Origin of the sequence: Rhizobium sp. GR12, assembly GCF_036596185.1 — a bacterium.
In the GTDB taxonomy this organism is placed as follows: domain Bacteria; phylum Pseudomonadota; class Alphaproteobacteria; order Rhizobiales; family Rhizobiaceae; genus Agrobacterium; species Agrobacterium nepotum.
The window spans coordinates 250,537-267,058 of the sequence record NZ_JASXTH010000001.1 but is presented as its reverse complement, the minus strand read 5'-3'; the positions used below and the strand labels follow the sequence as shown (position 1 = coordinate 267,058).

The 16,522-nt window shown below is 59.6% G+C and carries 14 protein-coding genes; 12 read left to right on the top strand and 2 right to left on the bottom strand.

All coding sequences use genetic code 11. The features are described from left to right. Positions 1–43: 43 nt before the first annotated feature. The 12 genes from QSK43_RS01260 (at position 44) to QSK43_RS01205 (ending at position 12,685) form a co-directional block, all read left to right on the top strand. The gene (locus tag QSK43_RS01260) at positions 44–1,189 is read left to right on the top strand and encodes an ABC transporter ATP-binding protein (RefSeq protein ID WP_332302014.1); all 1,146 of its coding nucleotides are present in this window, start codon (positions 44–46) and stop codon (positions 1,187–1,189) included. Then, positions 1,186–2,112 carry a carbohydrate ABC transporter permease gene (locus QSK43_RS01255; RefSeq protein ID WP_332302013.1) on the top strand — a complete coding sequence of 309 codons (927 nt, stop codon included), beginning with the start codon at positions 1,186–1,188 and terminating at the stop codon, positions 2,110–2,112. The genes QSK43_RS01260 and QSK43_RS01255 overlap by 4 nt, the downstream gene beginning before the upstream one ends. After that, a complete protein-coding gene (locus QSK43_RS01250) occupies positions 2,112–2,933 on the top strand; it encodes a carbohydrate ABC transporter permease (RefSeq protein WP_332302012.1) in 822 nt (273 codons plus the stop codon). Before QSK43_RS01255 ends, QSK43_RS01250 begins: the two co-directional genes overlap by 1 nt. A gap of 40 nt (positions 2,934–2,973) precedes the next feature. After that, positions 2,974–4,266, top strand: coding sequence for an ABC transporter substrate-binding protein (locus QSK43_RS01245; RefSeq protein ID WP_332302011.1), 1,293 nt, complete (start codon positions 2,974–2,976; stop codon positions 4,264–4,266). A 66-nt stretch (positions 4,267–4,332) separates the two neighbouring features. Beyond that, entirely contained in the window at positions 4,333–5,133 is an 801-nt protein-coding gene (locus QSK43_RS01240; protein ID WP_332302010.1) for a phosphodiesterase, read from the top strand. Positions 5,134–5,336: 203 nt separating this feature from the next. Further along, positions 5,337–6,659, top strand: a complete 1,323-nt coding sequence (locus QSK43_RS01235; protein WP_332302009.1) for an alpha/beta hydrolase — start codon at positions 5,337–5,339, stop codon at positions 6,657–6,659. Between the two features lie 126 nt (positions 6,660–6,785). Beyond that, positions 6,786–7,823 carry a 4-hydroxyproline epimerase gene (locus QSK43_RS01230; protein WP_332302008.1) on the top strand — a complete coding sequence of 346 codons (1,038 nt, stop codon included), beginning with the start codon at positions 6,786–6,788 and terminating at the stop codon, positions 7,821–7,823. Between the two features lie 113 nt (positions 7,824–7,936). After that, entirely contained in the window at positions 7,937–8,974 is a 1,038-nt protein-coding gene (pyrC, locus tag QSK43_RS01225) for a dihydroorotase (RefSeq protein WP_332302007.1), read from the top strand. A gap of 169 nt (positions 8,975–9,143) precedes the next feature. Next, positions 9,144–9,842 carry an orotate phosphoribosyltransferase gene (locus tag QSK43_RS01220; RefSeq protein ID WP_332302006.1) on the top strand — a complete coding sequence of 233 codons (699 nt, stop codon included), beginning with the start codon at positions 9,144–9,146 and terminating at the stop codon, positions 9,840–9,842. Positions 9,843–9,941: 99 nt separating this feature from the next. Next, positions 9,942–10,868, top strand: coding sequence for a carbohydrate kinase family protein (locus QSK43_RS01215; protein WP_332302005.1), 927 nt, complete (start codon positions 9,942–9,944; stop codon positions 10,866–10,868). A 126-nt stretch (positions 10,869–10,994) separates the two neighbouring features. Further along, complete coding sequence (locus QSK43_RS01210; RefSeq protein ID WP_332302004.1) at positions 10,995–11,960, top strand: acetylxylan esterase; 966 nt, start codon at positions 10,995–10,997, stop codon at positions 11,958–11,960. After that, on the top strand, positions 11,957–12,685 hold the full coding sequence (locus QSK43_RS01205; RefSeq protein ID WP_332302003.1) for an esterase family protein: 729 nt from the start codon (positions 11,957–11,959) through the stop codon (positions 12,683–12,685). Before QSK43_RS01210 ends, QSK43_RS01205 begins: the two co-directional genes overlap by 4 nt. A 147-nt stretch (positions 12,686–12,832) precedes the next feature. Here the strand turns inward: QSK43_RS01205 and pgi are convergent, their stop codons facing one another. Beyond that, the gene (pgi, locus tag QSK43_RS01200) at positions 12,833–14,458 is read right to left on the bottom strand and encodes a glucose-6-phosphate isomerase (RefSeq protein ID WP_332302002.1); all 1,626 of its coding nucleotides are present in this window, start codon (positions 14,456–14,458) and stop codon (positions 12,833–12,835) included. A 140-nt stretch (positions 14,459–14,598) separates the two neighbouring features. After that, positions 14,599–16,311 (bottom strand): long-chain fatty acid--CoA ligase, encoded by a 1,713-nt coding sequence (locus QSK43_RS01195; protein ID WP_332302001.1) that lies wholly within the window; start codon positions 16,309–16,311, stop codon positions 14,599–14,601. Positions 16,312–16,522 lie beyond the last annotated feature (211 nt).

Sequence of the window (16,522 nt, the reverse complement as noted above, 5' to 3'; positions counted from 1 at the left end):
TCATACAATATAAGCATATGCGCTTCAGAAAAAGGAGCGCAGAATGACGCCACAATCACTTGAGCTTTCGGGCATCGGTAAAGGCTTTGGGGCCGACGATGTTCTGAAAGAGATCGATCTCTCCATCCGTCCCGGAGAGTTTTTGTCCCTCGTCGGCATGTCTGGCTGCGGCAAGTCCACGCTGTTGCGCATCATCGCTGGGCTGGAAACGCCGGATCGCGGTTCGGTCACGATCGGCGGTCAGGATGTGACGGAGATCGATCCGAGCGACCGTAATCTGGCGATGGTGTTCCAGTCCTACGCACTTTACCCGCATATGAACGTGCGCCAGAATATCGCGACACCGCTTCGGATGCGGCGTCTGCCCTTCGTCGCACGGCTGCCGCTGATCGGACGGATGGCGGCGCCGGCCGATACGCTGCGTGAGATCGATGCCGCTGTCGAACAGGCGGCCGAGACCCTGCAGATCGCGCATCTGCTGGATCGTAAACCGGCGCAGCTTTCCGGTGGCCAGCGTCAGCGCGTGGCGCTTGCCCGGGCGCTGGTGCGTTCGCCCGCTGCATTCCTGATGGATGAGCCGCTCTCAAACCTCGACGCCAAGCTTCGCGCCCATATGCGTGAGGAGCTTGCCGGGCTGCACCGGCGGCTGGGCGCGACCTTCATCTACGTCACCCACGACCAGATCGAGGCCATGACCATGTCGGACCGCATCGCGCTGATGTCGGAAGGTCGCATCGAGCAGCTCGGCACGCCGGATGAACTTTACCGGAAACCGGCGACACTGACGGTTGCGCGCTTTATCGGCACGCCATCGATCAACCTGCTGCCGGTGGAACTCGATGCTGAGGGTAAGGTCACGGCTTTTGGGCGCGATCTTGGTGTCGCGGCCTCGGGTCGCGATGTCGGTCCAGCGACGCTCGGCATTCGCGCCGAGGATTTGCGTCTAGGTATCGAAGGTTTCGCGGTGCGGATAACCCGCAGCGAAACCCACGGTGCGGACCGTTTCGTGAGCTGCCGCCTTCTGAGCGACGAGACGGTGACCATCACCCTGCGTCAGACCGCCGGGGAGGCGTTGGGCGCGGACGAGAACGGCATGATGAACCTCGGCTTTGCGCCGGAGCGCGTGCATCTCTTCGCCGCAGACGGCCTGCGCCGCAAGACGACCGTGCGTGAAATGGTGCCGGCATGACGGCGGTTGATTTTTCCCCGGCTGCGCGCGCAAAAGTTCGCCCGCGCCTGTCGAAAGCGGATCGGCGGATGATCTGGCGGGGGCTGATGTTCGCGGCGCCGGCGAGCCTGTTGCTTTTGGCGATCTATATCGTTCCCATACTCGTTCTGGCCGGTTTTTCCGTCACCGATTACAAGCTTGGCGCGCTCTCCACCCGCTTTGTGGGTCTCGGCAATTTCGTCAAGGCTTTTCACGACCCCGTCTTCCTGCGTGCACTGGCGAATACGGCCATCTATGCGGCCATCGTCATTCCCCTGGGCGTGTTTCTGGCGCTCGGTGTGGCCCTGCTCGTTTATAACCGCAAGCGCAGCCGCGCCTTTTGGGAAGTGGCCTATTTTCTTCCCGTCACCGCAACGCTCGTTGCCATGGCGACCGTGTGGCAATTCCTGCTGCACCCTTCGCTCGGCCCGGTGAATGCGGCGATCAAGTGGTTCGGCTTCGAGCCTGTCGCGTTCCTTTCCAACCCCGTTCTCCTCATTCCCACCATGGCGCTGATGGGTGTCTGGCAGGTTCTGGGCTTCAACATGGTGCTGTTCCTCGCCGGCCTCACCGCCATTTCGAAGGATCTGCATGAGGCCGTGAGGCTGGACGGGGCGAAAAACCCGGTCGACCGTTTTTTGACGGTGACCTGGCCGATGCTGGGGCCGACGACGATGTTCGTGGTGGTCACCACCTCCATCTCGGCCTTCAAGGTGTTCGAGACGGTCGCGGTGCTGACCAAGGGTCGCTTCGGCTCCGAAACACTGCTTTTCGATCTCTATCTTGAGGGATTCGAATATTCCAACACCGGTTATGCCGCCGCGCTGACGGTGATCTTCCTCGTCATCGTGCTGATCCTGTCGATCGGCCAGACGCTGCATATGGACCGGAAGGTGCACTACTGATGGCCGCGCTCCGTAAATATCTCCCGCATCTCGTGCTGGCGCTCGGCGCTTTCGTGATGCTCCTGCCGTTCTACTGGATGATGTTGACATCGATCCGCTCGCCGGCGGAAATATTCGACGTTTCTCTCTGGCCGATCCTCGCGAAATTCGATGCCGTCGAAAACTATACCCGGGCAACGGGCCAGGTGCCGATGGCGCGTTTCATGCTGAACGGCGTCATCGTCTGCGTCGGCATCCTCGTCGTGCAGGTCCTGACATCGGTTCCCGCAGCCTATGCGCTGGCGAAGCTCAGGTTTCCGGGTCGCAAGCTGCTGCTGGGTCTGGTCATCGCGGCACTTTGCGTTCCCATTCAGGCGCTTGCCCTGCCGCTTTTCGTCGGTCTGGCGAAGACGGAACTGTTGAACACCTATTTTGCGATGATGATGCCGTTCTTCCTCTCGGTCTTCGCCATCTTCCTGTTCAACCAGTCCTTCCGCAGCTACCCGGACGAAATCATCGAGGCGGCCCGCATGGATGGTTTTTCGGAAATGGAGATTTGCTGGGGACTGGTGCTGCGCGGCTCGCTGCCCTCGCTCGCCGCTTTCTCGATCTTCTCGCTCGTTGCCCACTGGAACGACCTTTATTGGCCGATGATCGTGGTCTCCGACACCAATCTGGCCCCGCCGCCGCTCGGCATGATGCTCTTCGCGGATGTCGAATCCGGCGCCAATTACGGTGCGCTGATGGCGGGCGCGACACTGATTACCGCGCCAATGGTGCTGTGCTTCCTCCTCGCACGGCGGCATTTCATCGCCGGTATTACCATGACCGGCGTCAAGTGACGTCGTTCGAACTCCTCCTCCCAACCCTTTGGAGAATGACATGAAAATCAACCGACGCGCTCTGATGGGCGGTCTGGCACTCGGCGTGGCCTTTGCAGGCCTCGCAACGCCGGTTCTCGCCAACGAAATCACGCTCAACGTTCTCTACAACCTGCCGGGCTTCACGAAATTCCATCAGCCACTGGCCGATGAGTTCATGAAGAAAAACCCTGATGTGAAGATCAACTTCCTCGCTCCGGCCGCAGGTTATAACGAAGGCCAGCAGCAGGTGCTGCGCTCCGCCGTCACCGGCAATCTGCCGGACGTCTATTTCTCGGGTTACAACCTGACGGCGGAACTGGTGCACACGCTTGCACCGCGCAACCAGATCACCGATCTCGGCCCGTTCATTCAGGCTGAAGGCGGTCAGGCGTTCCTCGACAAGAACTACAGCCCGAAGATGGCGGCACTCGGCCAGATCGACGGCAAGCAGTACGGCCTGCCGGTCAATGCGTCCTCACCGATCATCTATATCAACTCCGACCTCGTCACCAAGGCCGGCGGCGATCCGGACAAGATGCCGACGACCTTCCCGGAACTCATTGCTCTTGCCAAGAAGATCAAGGCTCTCGACCCGAAGTTCGCAGGCATGAGCTACGACATCAACGGCTGGCCGGATGACTGGTTGTGGCAGGCGTTCATTTACGAGCAGGGCGGCAAGCTCGTTGACGAAAAGACCAAGACGGTTGCCTTTGACAATGAAATCGGCCTCAACGCGCTGAAGATGGCTCGCCAGTTCGTCACCGAAGGCGGCCAGAACCTGCTCGACTGGGATCAGTCGCGCCAGCAGTTCGGTGCAGGCCTCACCGGCTTCATCTTCTCCACCCCGGCCCACGTCCAGACCATCACCGGTCTGGTTGGCGACCGCTTCAAGCTGAAGACGGCGACCTTCCCGCTCGACAACAAGGAAAAGGGCGGCGTGCCGACCGGCGGTAACTCTGCCGTTATCCTGACGCAGGAAAAGACCAAGCAGGATGCTGCCTGGAAATACCTGAAGTGGATCACCGGCCCCGAGGCGCAGAACACCATCGTTCGCATCACCGGTTACCTGCCGACCAACAAGCTGGCCACCGGTCCGGACTTCCTCGCGCCCTATTACGTCGAGAACCCGAATGTGAAGACCGCGTCGCTTCAGGCTGACCGTTCTCTGCCCTGGGCCGGTTATCCGGGTGGCGATTCCGTCCGCATCTGGCGCACGCAGCGCGACATCATCGGCACCGTCATGCGCGGTGAAGTGACGCCGGAAGCCGGTCTCAAGCAGATCGTCGAGCAGACCAACGCCTTGCTGAAATAAGCGAAACCATCGAAAAGGCTGCGGGGAAATTCGTTCCCGCAGCCATTTTGCGCAGAAAGACCGACAATGAAGATCATCCAGATCACCGACACCCATCTTCTGCCGCCGGGCATCGCGATAAACGGCGTGGACCCCGAAAAGCAGCTGCGCGCGGCGATATCAGATATTGTCGAAAAACACGCCGACGCCGATCTTCTTGTCATGACGGGCGATCTTTGCAATTACGGTGAGCCGGAGGCCTACGAGCTGCTGCGCGACATTCTCGCGCCCGTATCCTTGCCCATGCGCCTCATGCTCGGCAACCACGACCGCCGCCCGGAATTCGTGGCGGCTTTTCCCGAACAGCCACGGGACGAAAACGGCTATATCCAGTCCTTTATCGATACCGAATTCGGCCGCCTGCTGTTTCTCGACAGCCATGGGGCAGATGTCATCGGCGGCATCTACGGGGCGGATCGTCTGACATGGCTGGACAGCGCGCTTGAAGGTGCCGGCGACCTGCCGGTGACGGTTTTCATTCACCACCCGCCGATGGATTGCGGTATCCGGCATTTCGAAAACATCGGCATGCATGATGATGGCGCGATCATGCGTCGCCTCGCCGCTCATCAAGCCGGCGTGCGCCATATTGTTTTCGGTCACATTCATGTTCCGATGGCGGGCACCAGTGCAGAAGGCATAGCCTATAGTTCCGGTCAGGCCTGCGCGCACCGTTTCATCACCGATATCGCGGTTATCGATCCCTTGTGGACGGGCGGTAACCCCTGTTACCGGGTGATCAGCCTCGGTGCGTTCGGCTTGCGCGCCTATGATGCCGAAGTGGGGCAGGCCGTGCTCGGTCAGGCTTCCGCTTGTGAAGGCCCCTGATCGCGCGCGATTTCCACGATACGATAAAAATCACATCGCATCTCCTCGGACCCATAGCCTGACAATTGGGTCCGTTTGGACACACCGGGGCGGAAATCTCCACCGTTTCGCGATGGTTGCTGGCGCGGCAGTTCCGCCTCCGGTAGAAATTCCTATCCTTCGGCCGCTATCCAGCTGCCTCTGGGTTGTAGGAGAATGATGTGATGCCCATTCGCTTCGTGGCCGTGATCGCGATTGTTGCCATGCTTGCCGGCTGCGGCGGGCGTCCCATCGGGGTCATGACACCGACCGGGCAGACCGTGGCGGGGACGACTCCCGTCAATCTTCTGGTCGCCACGACCCGCGCGCCATCGGAAAATACCGCCGTGCTTTTCGGCGGCGAGCGCGGAACGGGTTTGAAGGTCGATGCGGTCACCATCTCCATTCCGCCCAAGGCCAACCGCAAGGTCGGGCAAGTGCAATGGCCGAAAAAGCTGCCGCCGAACCCGCTGAAGGATTTCACCACGGTGGCGGTGGAGCCTATTCATTCCGAGGCGGAGACGAAAAGCTGGATCAGCAGACATATCCAGAAAGATCGCCGCGTGCTGGTTTTCGTGCACGGTTTCAACAACCGTTATGAAGACTCGGTCTACCGCTTTGCCCAGATCGTCTATGATTCCGGCACGGATGTCGTGCCTGTCGTTTTCACATGGCCATCGCGAGCCAGCATTTTCGACTATAATTACGACAAGGAAAGCACCAACTACTCGCGCGATGCGCTGGAGGAACTGCTGACCCGTCTCGCAAAGGACAAGTCCATCGGCGAGGTCACCGTCATGGCGCACTCCATGGGCACATGGCTTGCGGTGGAAGCGTTGCGCCAGATGGCCATCCGCAATGGCCGCATCGATCCGAAGATCGGCAATGTCATTCTGGCCGCGCCAGATCTCGATGTGGATGTGTTCAGCAGGCAGTTCACAAGCCTCGGCAAGACGCCGCCGAAATTCACGCTGTTCGTCTCGCAGGATGACCGCGCGCTCAGCCTGTCGCGTCGCATCTCCGGCAATGTCGACCGGCTGGGCCAGATTGATCCATCGGTCGAGCCCTATCGCAGCCAGTTGGAAAAAGCCGGCATTACCGTGCTGGATCTGACCAAACTGCAATCGGGAGACCGGCTGAACCATGGCAAATTCGCCGAAAGCCCCGAGGTTGTACGCCTGATCGGCGACCGCCTCATCGCCGGCCAGACGGTGACGGATTCCGATGTCGGTCTGGGTGAAGCTCTGGGCGCGGTCAGCATTGGTGCTGCGCAAACGGTCGGAACGGCGGCGAGCGTCGTGGTCAGCGCGCCGATTGCAGTGTTCGATCCGCGCACGCGTGAAAATTACGGCAGGCAGGTCGAACGGCTCGGCCGCTCCGTCGAAAACACCGTCGGATCGGTGGGCGATACCGCCGGCTCCGTGGTGGATGATCAGGCGCTTCAGCAGTCGAGATTGAATTGCGAGGCGACCGCCAATCGAAACCGGGCGGAATGCCGCAGCCGCTAGATCATGATTGAGAGCTGATAGCGAAAACCATAAGCGGTTTTCGCTATCAGCTCTCGCAGATTTGTATACAGCTTGTATTTTTATCTGTAATATCGGTCAACAACTCAACTTCCGGAGTAAGACCCCATGCGTTGGAAACGCACCCTGCAGCTTCTCGATGTGCATTGTGAAGGCGAAATCGGCCGTGTCGTCACCGGTGGCGCGCCGAAAATTCCCGGCAACACTGTCGCCGAGCAGCTTCACTGGATGAACACCGATCCGCAAGGGGAAGCCCTGCGCCGTTTCCTGACACTGGAACCGCGCGGCACGCCCATGGGGTCGATCAATCTACTCCTGCCGCCGAAGCATCCCGACGCGCATGCCGCCTTCGTCATACTCCAGCCGGATCAGGCGCATGCCAGTTCGGGATCGAACTCCATCTGTGCGACGACAGCGCTTCTGGAAAGCGGAATGGTGGAGATGCAGGAACCGGAAACCGTCATCATTCTTGAAACGGCTGCCGGTCTGGTCAAGGCTACGGCCACCTGCCGCGACGGGCGCTGCGAAAAGGTCAAGCTGACCATGGTGCCGTCCTTCGTACATGAGCTTGATGTGACTATCGACACGCCCGAATGGGGCAAGGTGACGATGGACATCTCCTATGGCGGCATTTTTTACGCGCTTGTCGATGTGCACCAGATCGGCTTGACCATCGAGAAGGCGAATGCGGCAAAGCTGGTTGCGGCGGGCATGATCCTGAAAGACCTGGTCAACCGTGAAATGACGGTCGTGCATCCGGAAATCTCCGCCATTTCCGGCGTTGCCTATGTGATGTTTCGCGATGTCGATGCGGACGGTTCCATCCGCACCTGCACCACCATGTGGCCGGGCCGGGCGGATCGCTCGCCCTGCGGCACCGGTAATTCCGCCAATCTTGCGACGCTTTACGCGCGCGGCAAGGTGAAGGTGGGAGACGAATACAAGTCCCGTTCTATTATCGGCTCGGAGTTCGATGTCGGCCTTTCCGCCGTCACCGAAGTGGCGGGCCGTCCGGCTGTCATTCCCACCATTGCCGGACGCGGTTTCACCTTCGGACTGCACCAGGTCGGTCTCGATCCCTTCGATCCCTTTGCCGATGGGTTTGCCATGACGGATGTCTGGGGTCCGGAAGCGGGCGGCATCTGAGGTTCGCTTCAAAAAAATGACATTTACAGCCGCCCGATGCCCCTCGGCGGCTGTTTTCCTGCGACGAAAGATGCTAAGCGGGCGCCAATTCCGTCATGCTCCGAGGTATCCCGATGAAGTCGCTCACCCTTCGCCGCCCTGATGACTGGCATCTGCATCTGCGCGATGGCGCCATGCTGGAAGGCGTGATCGGGGATACGAGCCGCCATTTCGCCCGCGCCATCATCATGCCGAACCTCGTGCCGCCGGTCGTCACCTGCGCTGACGCCCGCGCCTATCGCGAGCGGATCGTCAAGGCCATTCCGGCCGGCGATCGTTTCGAACCGCTGATGACGCTTTATCTTACCGAAGACACCCAGGCCGACGATGTGGAAGAGGGCAAGAAAAGCGGTCTCATCACCGCCGTGAAGCTCTATCCGGCCGGTGCGACCACGAATTCCCACGGCGGCGTGCGCGATTTCAACAAGGCGATGCCGGTTCTGGAGCGCATGGCGAAGATCGGCCTGCCGCTTTGCGTGCATGGCGAGGTGACGACGCCGGAAGTCGATATTTTTGACCGCGAGAAAGCTTTCATCGACACGGTTCTGGAGCCTCTGCGCCAGCGCCTGCCTGAGCTGAAAGTGACGATGGAGCACATCACCACCCGCGACGGCGTGGACTACATCAAGTCGTCCAAGGCCAACCTAGCCGGCTCCATCACCACTCACCACCTCATCATCAACCGCAATGCCATTCTGGTCGGCGGTATCAAGCCGCATTATTATTGCCTGCCCGTCGCCAAGCGCGAGGAGCACCGGCTGGCCCTGCGCGAAGCCGCAACTTCGGGAGATGCCCGCTTCTTCCTCGGCACGGATTCCGCCCCGCATGTGGATCCGCTGAAGGAATGCGCCTGCGGCTGCGCCGGCATCTACACCTCGATCAACACCATGAGCTGTCTGGCACACGTCTTCGAGCAGGAAAACGCTCTCGACAGGCTGGAAGCCTTCGCCTCCCTCAACGGTCCCGCCTGGTACGGGCTGGCGCCGAATGAGGAGACGATCACGCTGGTCAAGCGCGAGGAAGCGGTGTCGTTTCCCGAAAAAATCGAGACGGGCGCCGGGCCGGTGACCGTATTCGACCCGATGTTCCCGCTGCACTGGGATGTAAGCTGATTTTTTAACCGCCGGCACTGCCGGCGGTTTTGTTATGGTCTTCAGGCATCCGCCGATAATTTCCGGTGCCGCCTGCGGACATCTGCAATGCTGAACCGAGACGTCGCGCTTTCCGAAACCGATCGCGGTTTTCGGAGCGATAAACCAAGGCCGAAAAAGGAGAACGCCCATGAACCATTTCACATTCACTGACCGCGCCGTCGTAGCGGAACTGGTTGCGAAGATGTTGTGGGAAATCAAGGCGGTCCACTTCAATTCCGAAAGCCCCTACACCTTCGCCTCAGGCATGAAGAGCCCTGTTTACATCGACATGCGCAAGCTCATCTCCTTCCCGCGCATTCGCTCCGCGACAATGGATTTTGCGGCGGCGGCGGTGATGCGCGAGGCGGGTTTCGAGAAATTCGACTGCGTGGCGGGCGGTGAAACCGCTGGCATTCCTTTCGCCGCTTTCCTTGCGGAGCGCCTTGGCCTGCCGATGATCTACTGCCGCAAGAAGCCGAAAGGCCACGGCCGCAACGCCCAGATCGAAGGCCATATGCCGGAGGGCGCCCGCGTTCTCGTCATCGAGGATCTGACGACGGCCGGCGGCTCGATGTTCACCTTTATCGATGCCATCCGCGCGGCGGGCGGCATCGTCGATCACGGCATCGCGCTGTTTTATTACGGCATCTTCGAAGAGGCCGAAGCTCGCTTCACCAACGGCAATGTCAAGCTGCATTACCTGACCACCTGGCGTGATGTTCTGGCTGTCGCCCGGGTTGAAAAACTGTTCGATGAAAAGACCCTGTCGGAGGTGGAAGCCTTCCTCGACAAACCGCTGCCATGGTCGGCGAAGAACGGCGGCGTCAGCGAATTGCCGCAATCATGATTTCGGATATGGCTAGCCCGGCTTTGTGGCTGGCCTTCCGATCGATCTTCGTCTAAATCGATTTAAGTCCATTTGATTTGCTGTTTGAGGAGGACCGTAATGATCCTGTGTTGTGGTGAAGCCCTGATCGACATGCTGCCCCGGCAGACGACGCTGGGTGAGGCGGGTTTTGCCCCCTATGCAGGCGGAGCGGTCTTCAACACGGCAATTGCGCTGGGGCGTCTCGGCGTCCCGTCCGCATTCTTTACGGGTCTTTCCGATGACATGATGGGCGATATCCTGCGGACAACCCTGCGGGCGAGCAACGTCGATTTCAGCTATTGTACAACGCTTTCGCGGCCGACAACCATCGCCTTCGTCAAGCTGGTGGATGGCCATGCCACCTATGCCTTTTATGATGAAAACACCGCCGGCCGGATGATCTCCGAGGCGGAGCTTCCCGCGCTTGGGGCCGATTGCGAAGCGCTGCATTTCGGCGCGATCAGCCTCATTCCGGAACCCTGCGGCAGCACCTATGAGGCGCTGATGGTGCGCGAGCATCAAAGCCGCGTCATTTCGCTCGATCCGAATATCCGCCCCGGCTTTATCAAGGACAAGCAGTCGCACATGGCCCGCATCCGCCGTATGGCGGCGATGTCGGATATCGTGAAATTCTCCGACGAAGACCTCGAATGGTTCGGCCTGGAAGGCGATGAGGACACGCTCGCCCGCCACTGGCTGCATCACGGCGCGAAACTCGTCGTCGTCACCCGCGGCGCCAAGGGTGCGGTCGGTTACACCGCCAATTTCAAGGTGGAAGTGGCTTCCGAGCGGGTGGAGGTCGTCGATACGGTCGGCGCGGGTGATACATTCGACGCCGGCATTCTGGCCTCGCTGAAAATGCAGGGCCTTCTGACCAAGGCGCAGGTTGCTTCGCTTACGGAAGAGCAGATCAGAAAGGCTTTGGCGCTGGGTGCGAAAGCTGCTGCGGTCACTGTCTCGCGGGCTGGCGCAAATCCACCTTTCGCGCATGAAATCGGGTTGTAAGCAGGGCGTGTGCGCCATTTTCGAATAGGTGGCTGGTTGCCCGTCACGCTCGCTAAAGCCGTAAAAAACCGTTATTTGGATATCAAGAAGCTTGTGTCCGCCGGTTTTTCACGAAACAAGCGTCGCATGAGCGATCTGACCACCCATCCTTTCGATTTCGACCCGACCTATGGCATGCAGCGCGAGCAGCTGCTGGCCATTACCCCGCCTGAAGCGCCACCCGGCTTCGATGATTTCTGGAAGAAGCGTTATCGCCGCGCGCTCGCCACGGATCCGAGGCCGGTGTTGCGCAAAAGCAAGCTCAACCATCCCCGCTGGCACGTCCTCGATATTACCTACACCTCGACCGGTGGCTTCCGCATCGGCGGATGGATGCTTCTGCCGCGTGAGGGGCAGGTGCGTCGTGGTCTTGTCGTCGGTCATGGTTACGGCGGGCGCGGCGAGCCCGATTTCGATGTGCCGGTTGAAGAAACGGCCGTGCTGTTTCCCTGCTTTCGTGGGCTTTCGCTGAGCGCCTGCCCGCCGATTTCGTCCGATCCGGCCCTTCATGTTCTTTATAACATCGACAGGAAGGACGATTATATCATCGGCGGCTGCGTCGATGATCTGTGGATCGCCGTTTCCACGCTCGTTACCCTCTATCCATGGCTGGAAGGGCAGGTGGGTTATAGCGGCATCAGCTTTGGCGGCGGCATCGGCGCCCTGGCGATCCCATTCGATAATCGCATCGACCGTGGCCATCTTGTGGTGCCGACATTCGGACACCGGCCATTCTGGCTGACGCTGCCTACCGTCGGCAGCGCTGATGCGGTTCAAACCTATCAGAAGACCCATGCCAATGTGCTCGAGACGCTGCGCCTGTTCGACGCCGCCTGTGCTGCGTCCCGCATAAAAGTGCCGATGCTGGTCGCGCCGGCTCTTTTCGATCCGGCGGTTGCGCCGCCGTGCCAGTTCGCGGTGGCCAATGCCCTGCCGCACTCAAAATTTAATGAAATCTTCATCCTAGACGCGGGACATTTCGAATACGCTGACAGCGCATCCCAAGATGCGGTCCACAAGGACAAGGTCAGACAGTTTTTCAAGGTGCCATGAAACGCGAATATCTCCGCTGGTATAGTCAAAGGCTTCATCGCGACATGGAGCTGTTAATATTCGGTCATTCTGGCGCCAAGGTGCTGATGTTCCCCACCCGCGACGGGCGCTTCTTCGAATATGAGGAACTGGGACTTGTCGGTAGCCTGGCCGACAAGCTGGAAGCCGGTCAACTTCAGCTCTATTGCATTGAGGGACTGGCCAGAGAGACTTTATATGCGACCTGGCAGCACCCGGCCGAGCGCATTCGCCGCCATGCCGCCTTCGAGGATTATATTCTGAGCGAAGTACTGCCGCTGATGGCAGAGAAGAACCCGGATAGTGATACTATCGTGCAGGGGTGCAGCCTGGGGGCGTTTCAAGCCGCCAGCCTCGTCTTTCGGCATCCGCATCTCTTTCGGAAACTTGTCGCCTTTTCCGGCCGCTACGACCTGACGATGAAGGTGGAATCCTTCGGAGACCTGTTCGACGGCTATTATGACGACGACATCTATTTCCACATGCCGAGCCACTTTCTGCCGGGCCTGACCTGCCCCTGGCGGCTCGAAAACCTGCGCCGCATCGACATGGTTTTCACCATCGGCGATGCCGATCCGTTTCTGGACAACAACCAACATCTCAGCCGGGTTTTGTCGGACAAGCAGGTAAGCCATCAGTTGCATGTCTGGCAGGGCCGCGCTCATCGGGCAGGTGCATGGCGCAAGATGGCGGCGCTTTATATTTGAGGCCGCTTCGCCTTAAGGTCGTCCGGTTTAAAGTCAAAGCGCTTGTGTGAGTGACTTCGCCTCAAACGCGACGTTATCCTCGGGTCGAGCCCGAGGATAACGGAAGTGGCTTTATTAGCAGCCGGAGAAGATTGCGGAGGTGAGGATTTACCCCGCCAGTCCCGACAGCGCCTTCACCAGTCCCTGTGTTGAACTGTCATGCCCTGCGGCACTTTCCTTGCCTTCAACGACGGGAAGCAGGCCGGTTGCGAGTTCCTTGCCAAGCTCCACGCCCCACTGGTCGAAAGAGTTGATGCGGAACAGCACACCTTCCACGAAAACGCGATGTTCGTAGAGGGCGATCAGGCGGCCGAGGGCAAAGGGCGTCAGCTTGTCGTAGACGAAGGTGATCGAAGGACGGTTGCCGGTGAAGACGCGGTGCGGCGCAATGAAATCGGCCTGGCTGTCTTCCATGCCCTTGGAAGTGAGCTGGGCTTTCGCTTCAGCAAGCGTGCGGCCCTTCATCAGCGCTTCCGATTGCGCCAGGCAATTGGCGATGAGAAGCTGGTGCTGGTGGCGCAGCTCGGGTTCGAAACCGTTGGCGGCGATCATGAATTCCGCCGGAATGACGCTCGTGCCCTGGTGGATGAGCTGGTAAAAGGCGTGCTGGCCATTGGTGCCGGGTTCGCCCCACACGACCGGGCCGGACTGGCCTTCGACGGGCGTGCCGTCGATGGTGACGCCCTTGCCGTTCGATTCCATGTCCAGCTGCTGCAGATAGGCGGGGAAACGCGACAGCCTCTGGTCATAGGGCAGGATCGCCCGCGTGGAATAGTTCAGCACGTTGCGATGATAAAAACCGATGAGGCCAAGCAGCATCGGCAGGTTTTCGCGGATCGGCGCCTCGCGGAAGTGCCTGTCCATGGCGTGTGCGCCATCCAGAAACTCGCCGAAATTTTCCGGTCCGATGGTGATCATCAGCGGCAGGCCGATGGCAGACCAGATCGAATAACGTCCGCCCACCCAGTCCCAGAAACCGAAGATGCGATCGCTTTCGATGCCGAAGGCGGCGACCTTTTCCAACGCCGTCGAAACGGCGGCGAAATGGTGCTTTACGGCCTCTTCACCCAGCTTTTCGGCAATGAAGCGACGCGCGGTGGCGGCGTTCGTCATCGTTTCGATGGTGGTGAAGGTCTTCGACGCGACGATGAAGAGCGAGGTTTCCGGGTCGACGAGCTTCAGCGTGTCGGCAATGTGCGCGCCGTCGATATTGGAAACGAAATGCGCACGCGGACCATCATGGAAGGGGGCAAGCGCCAGCGTCACCATCACGGGGCCGAGGTCGGAGCCGCCGATACCGATATTGATCACGTCGGTGATTTTTTTGCCCGTTGCGCCTTTCAGTGAACCGGAGCGGATGGCGTCGGCGAACTTGCCCATGGCGGTGAGAACGCCATTCACATCCGGCATCACATCCTTGCCGTCAACGAGAACGGGCGTATTGGAGCGGTTGCGCAGCGCAGTATGCAGCACGGCACGATCTTCGGTGAAGTTGATGGCCTTGCCCGAGAACATCTCTTCACGCTTGGCCTCGACGCCGCCGTCGCGCGCCAGCTTTTCGAGAAGCGTCACGATCTCCTCGTTCACCGCGCATTTGGAATAATCCATCAGCAGGTCATCGAATTGCGCGCTGAAACGGCTGAATCGTTTGTCGTCGGCCGCAAAAGCGGCGCGCAGATCGGTTGCGGCTGTGCTGCTTGCCGTTGCTTTCAGTTTTTCGATGGTGGCCTGCATCTTGTGCTCCTCGGCTTCCTGGAAGGATGAGGAAACTATTCTTTTTCAGGCGACCAAATCAAGGCGAGTTCGATAAAAGAGAGGGGCTGGGACAAAAAGAAAAGAGCCGGTCGCCCGGCTCTCCCCATTGCCTGAGACAATCAGTTCAGATTGCGCAATTCGCGCCGCAAAATCTTGCCGACATTCGATTTCGGCAGCTCGGTGCGGAATTCGATGATCTTCGGGCGTTTGTAGTTGGTCAGGTTCTTGGCGCAGAAGGCCTTGAGTTCCGCTTCCGTCAGGGACTGGTCTTTCTTGACGACGAAAAGCTTGACGGTCTCGCCGGAATGTTCGTCGGGAACGCCGATTGCCGCGCATTCCAGCACGCCGGGATGGCTGGCGGCCACTTCCTCGATCTCGTTCGGATAGACGTTGAAACCGGAAACGAGGATCATGTCCTTCTTGCGGTCGACGATCTTGGTGTAACCGGCATCGTCCATGAAACCCATGTCGCCGGAACGGAAGAAGCCGTCTGCCGTCATCGCTTTCTCGGTTTCGTCCGGCCTCTGCCAATAGCCGGCCATCACCTGCGGTCCGCGAATGCAGATTTCGCCGACTTCGCCGGAAGGCATGCTGTTGCCTTCCTCGTCGCGAATGTCGATTTCCGTCGAGGAAATCGGCAGGCCGATGGTGCCGCTGAATTCCGTGGCGTCGAGCCGGTTGACGGTGGCGACGGGCGAGGTTTCCGACAGTCCGTAACCTTCGGCGATCGGGCAACCGACCATCGAAAGCCAGCGTTCGGCCACCGGCCGCTGCACCGCCATGCCGCCGCCGAGAACGAGGATGAGCGACGACAGGTCGAGCTTGCGGAAATCCTCGTTGTTCATCATTGCGTTGAACAGCGTGTTGATGCCGGGGAAAATATGCGGTCGAAACTGCGACAGCTCCTTGACGAAGCCGGGAATGTCACGCGGATTGGCGATCAGCAGGTTGTGGCCGCCCAGCGCAATGCCCATCAGCGAATTCACCGTCAGCGCAAAGATATGGCAGAGCGGCAGCGCGCAGATGAAGTTGAGGACCTCGGGACGGTCCTTTCGGCCGCTGAAGGCGGCGTCCAGCCAGAGGCTGATCTGGGCCTTGTTGGCCAGAAGATTGGCATGGGTGAGGATCGCGCCTTTCGAAATACCCGTAGTTCCACCGGTATATTGGAGGAAAGCGATGTCCTGTGCGTTAAGGCTGGCAGGCTTCAGGGGAAGCTCCTGCCCTTCCTTCAGTACGGCTTTGAAACTGATGGAGCCGGGGATAGCATAAGCGGGTACGAGCTTCTTCACCTTGCGAACCACAAGATTGACGATATGTCCCTTGAGGCCGAGCAGATCGCCCATGGCCGCGACGACCACGTGCCGGACGGCGGTTTTCGGCACCGCCTGCTGCGCCACATGGGCGAAGTTCTCCAGCACGAAAAGCGCCTTTGTACCGGAATCCTTCAGCTGGTGTTCCAGTTCGCGCGGCGTATAGAGCGGATTGACGTTCACCACGATCATGCCAGCGCGCAAAATCCCGTAAACCGCGACGGGGTTCTGCAGGATATTCGGCATCATCACGGCGACCCGGTCGCCCTTTTCCAGCCCTCTGGATTGCAGCCAGGCCGCGATCGCGCGGGTTTCGATATCGAGTTCCCGATAGGTCAGGGACTTTCCCATGCTGGAAAAGGCTTTTCTGTCGGCAAATTGCGCGCAGCTCTTTTCGAGAAGTTCGACAAGGGAAGTATAGGCGGATACGGGGATCTCGGAAGGTACGCCCGGCGGATAGGACGCCAGCCAGCGTTTATGGACGCTGACATTTTCCGGATGTCCCAGGGACAATTCACTCATGCTTCTCCTCCCAGAGTCTGTATCGCGCCGCACGTTCTATGGAACGCGTGAAGGGCGCTTTAAGCTGCCTGATCGTCAGGAGGCTCCCCGCATTTACCGGCACAATAACCGGATTGAGGAAACCACCTGTGGCGTCACCGGATCGACCGCTCCTCCTGCTCCCCGGTGACGAATGATAGACGCCTAATCCCTGGACGTCCATCGTATTGGC

Coding starts and splice junctions, on each gene's coding strand:
- QSK43_RS01260 (WP_332302014.1), top strand. CDS start 44: ATGACGCCACAATCACTTGAGCTTTCGGGCATCGGTAAAGGCTTTGGG.
- QSK43_RS01255 (WP_332302013.1), top strand. CDS start 1,186: ATGACGGCGGTTGATTTTTCCCCGGCTGCGCGCGCAAAAGTTCGCCCG.
- QSK43_RS01250 (WP_332302012.1), top strand. CDS start 2,112: ATGGCCGCGCTCCGTAAATATCTCCCGCATCTCGTGCTGGCGCTCGGC.
- QSK43_RS01245 (WP_332302011.1), top strand. CDS start 2,974: ATGAAAATCAACCGACGCGCTCTGATGGGCGGTCTGGCACTCGGCGTG.
- QSK43_RS01240 (WP_332302010.1), top strand. CDS start 4,333: ATGAAGATCATCCAGATCACCGACACCCATCTTCTGCCGCCGGGCATC.
- QSK43_RS01235 (WP_332302009.1), top strand. CDS start 5,337: ATGCCCATTCGCTTCGTGGCCGTGATCGCGATTGTTGCCATGCTTGCC.
- QSK43_RS01230 (WP_332302008.1), top strand. CDS start 6,786: ATGCGTTGGAAACGCACCCTGCAGCTTCTCGATGTGCATTGTGAAGGC.
- pyrC (WP_332302007.1), top strand. CDS start 7,937: ATGAAGTCGCTCACCCTTCGCCGCCCTGATGACTGGCATCTGCATCTG.
- QSK43_RS01220 (WP_332302006.1), top strand. CDS start 9,144: ATGAACCATTTCACATTCACTGACCGCGCCGTCGTAGCGGAACTGGTT.
- QSK43_RS01215 (WP_332302005.1), top strand. CDS start 9,942: ATGATCCTGTGTTGTGGTGAAGCCCTGATCGACATGCTGCCCCGGCAG.
- QSK43_RS01210 (WP_332302004.1), top strand. CDS start 10,995: ATGAGCGATCTGACCACCCATCCTTTCGATTTCGACCCGACCTATGGC.
- QSK43_RS01205 (WP_332302003.1), top strand. CDS start 11,957: ATGAAACGCGAATATCTCCGCTGGTATAGTCAAAGGCTTCATCGCGAC.
- pgi (WP_332302002.1), bottom strand. CDS start 14,458: ATGCAGGCCACCATCGAAAAACTGAAAGCAACGGCAAGCAGCACAGCC.
- QSK43_RS01195 (WP_332302001.1), bottom strand. CDS start 16,311: ATGAGTGAATTGTCCCTGGGACATCCGGAAAATGTCAGCGTCCATAAA.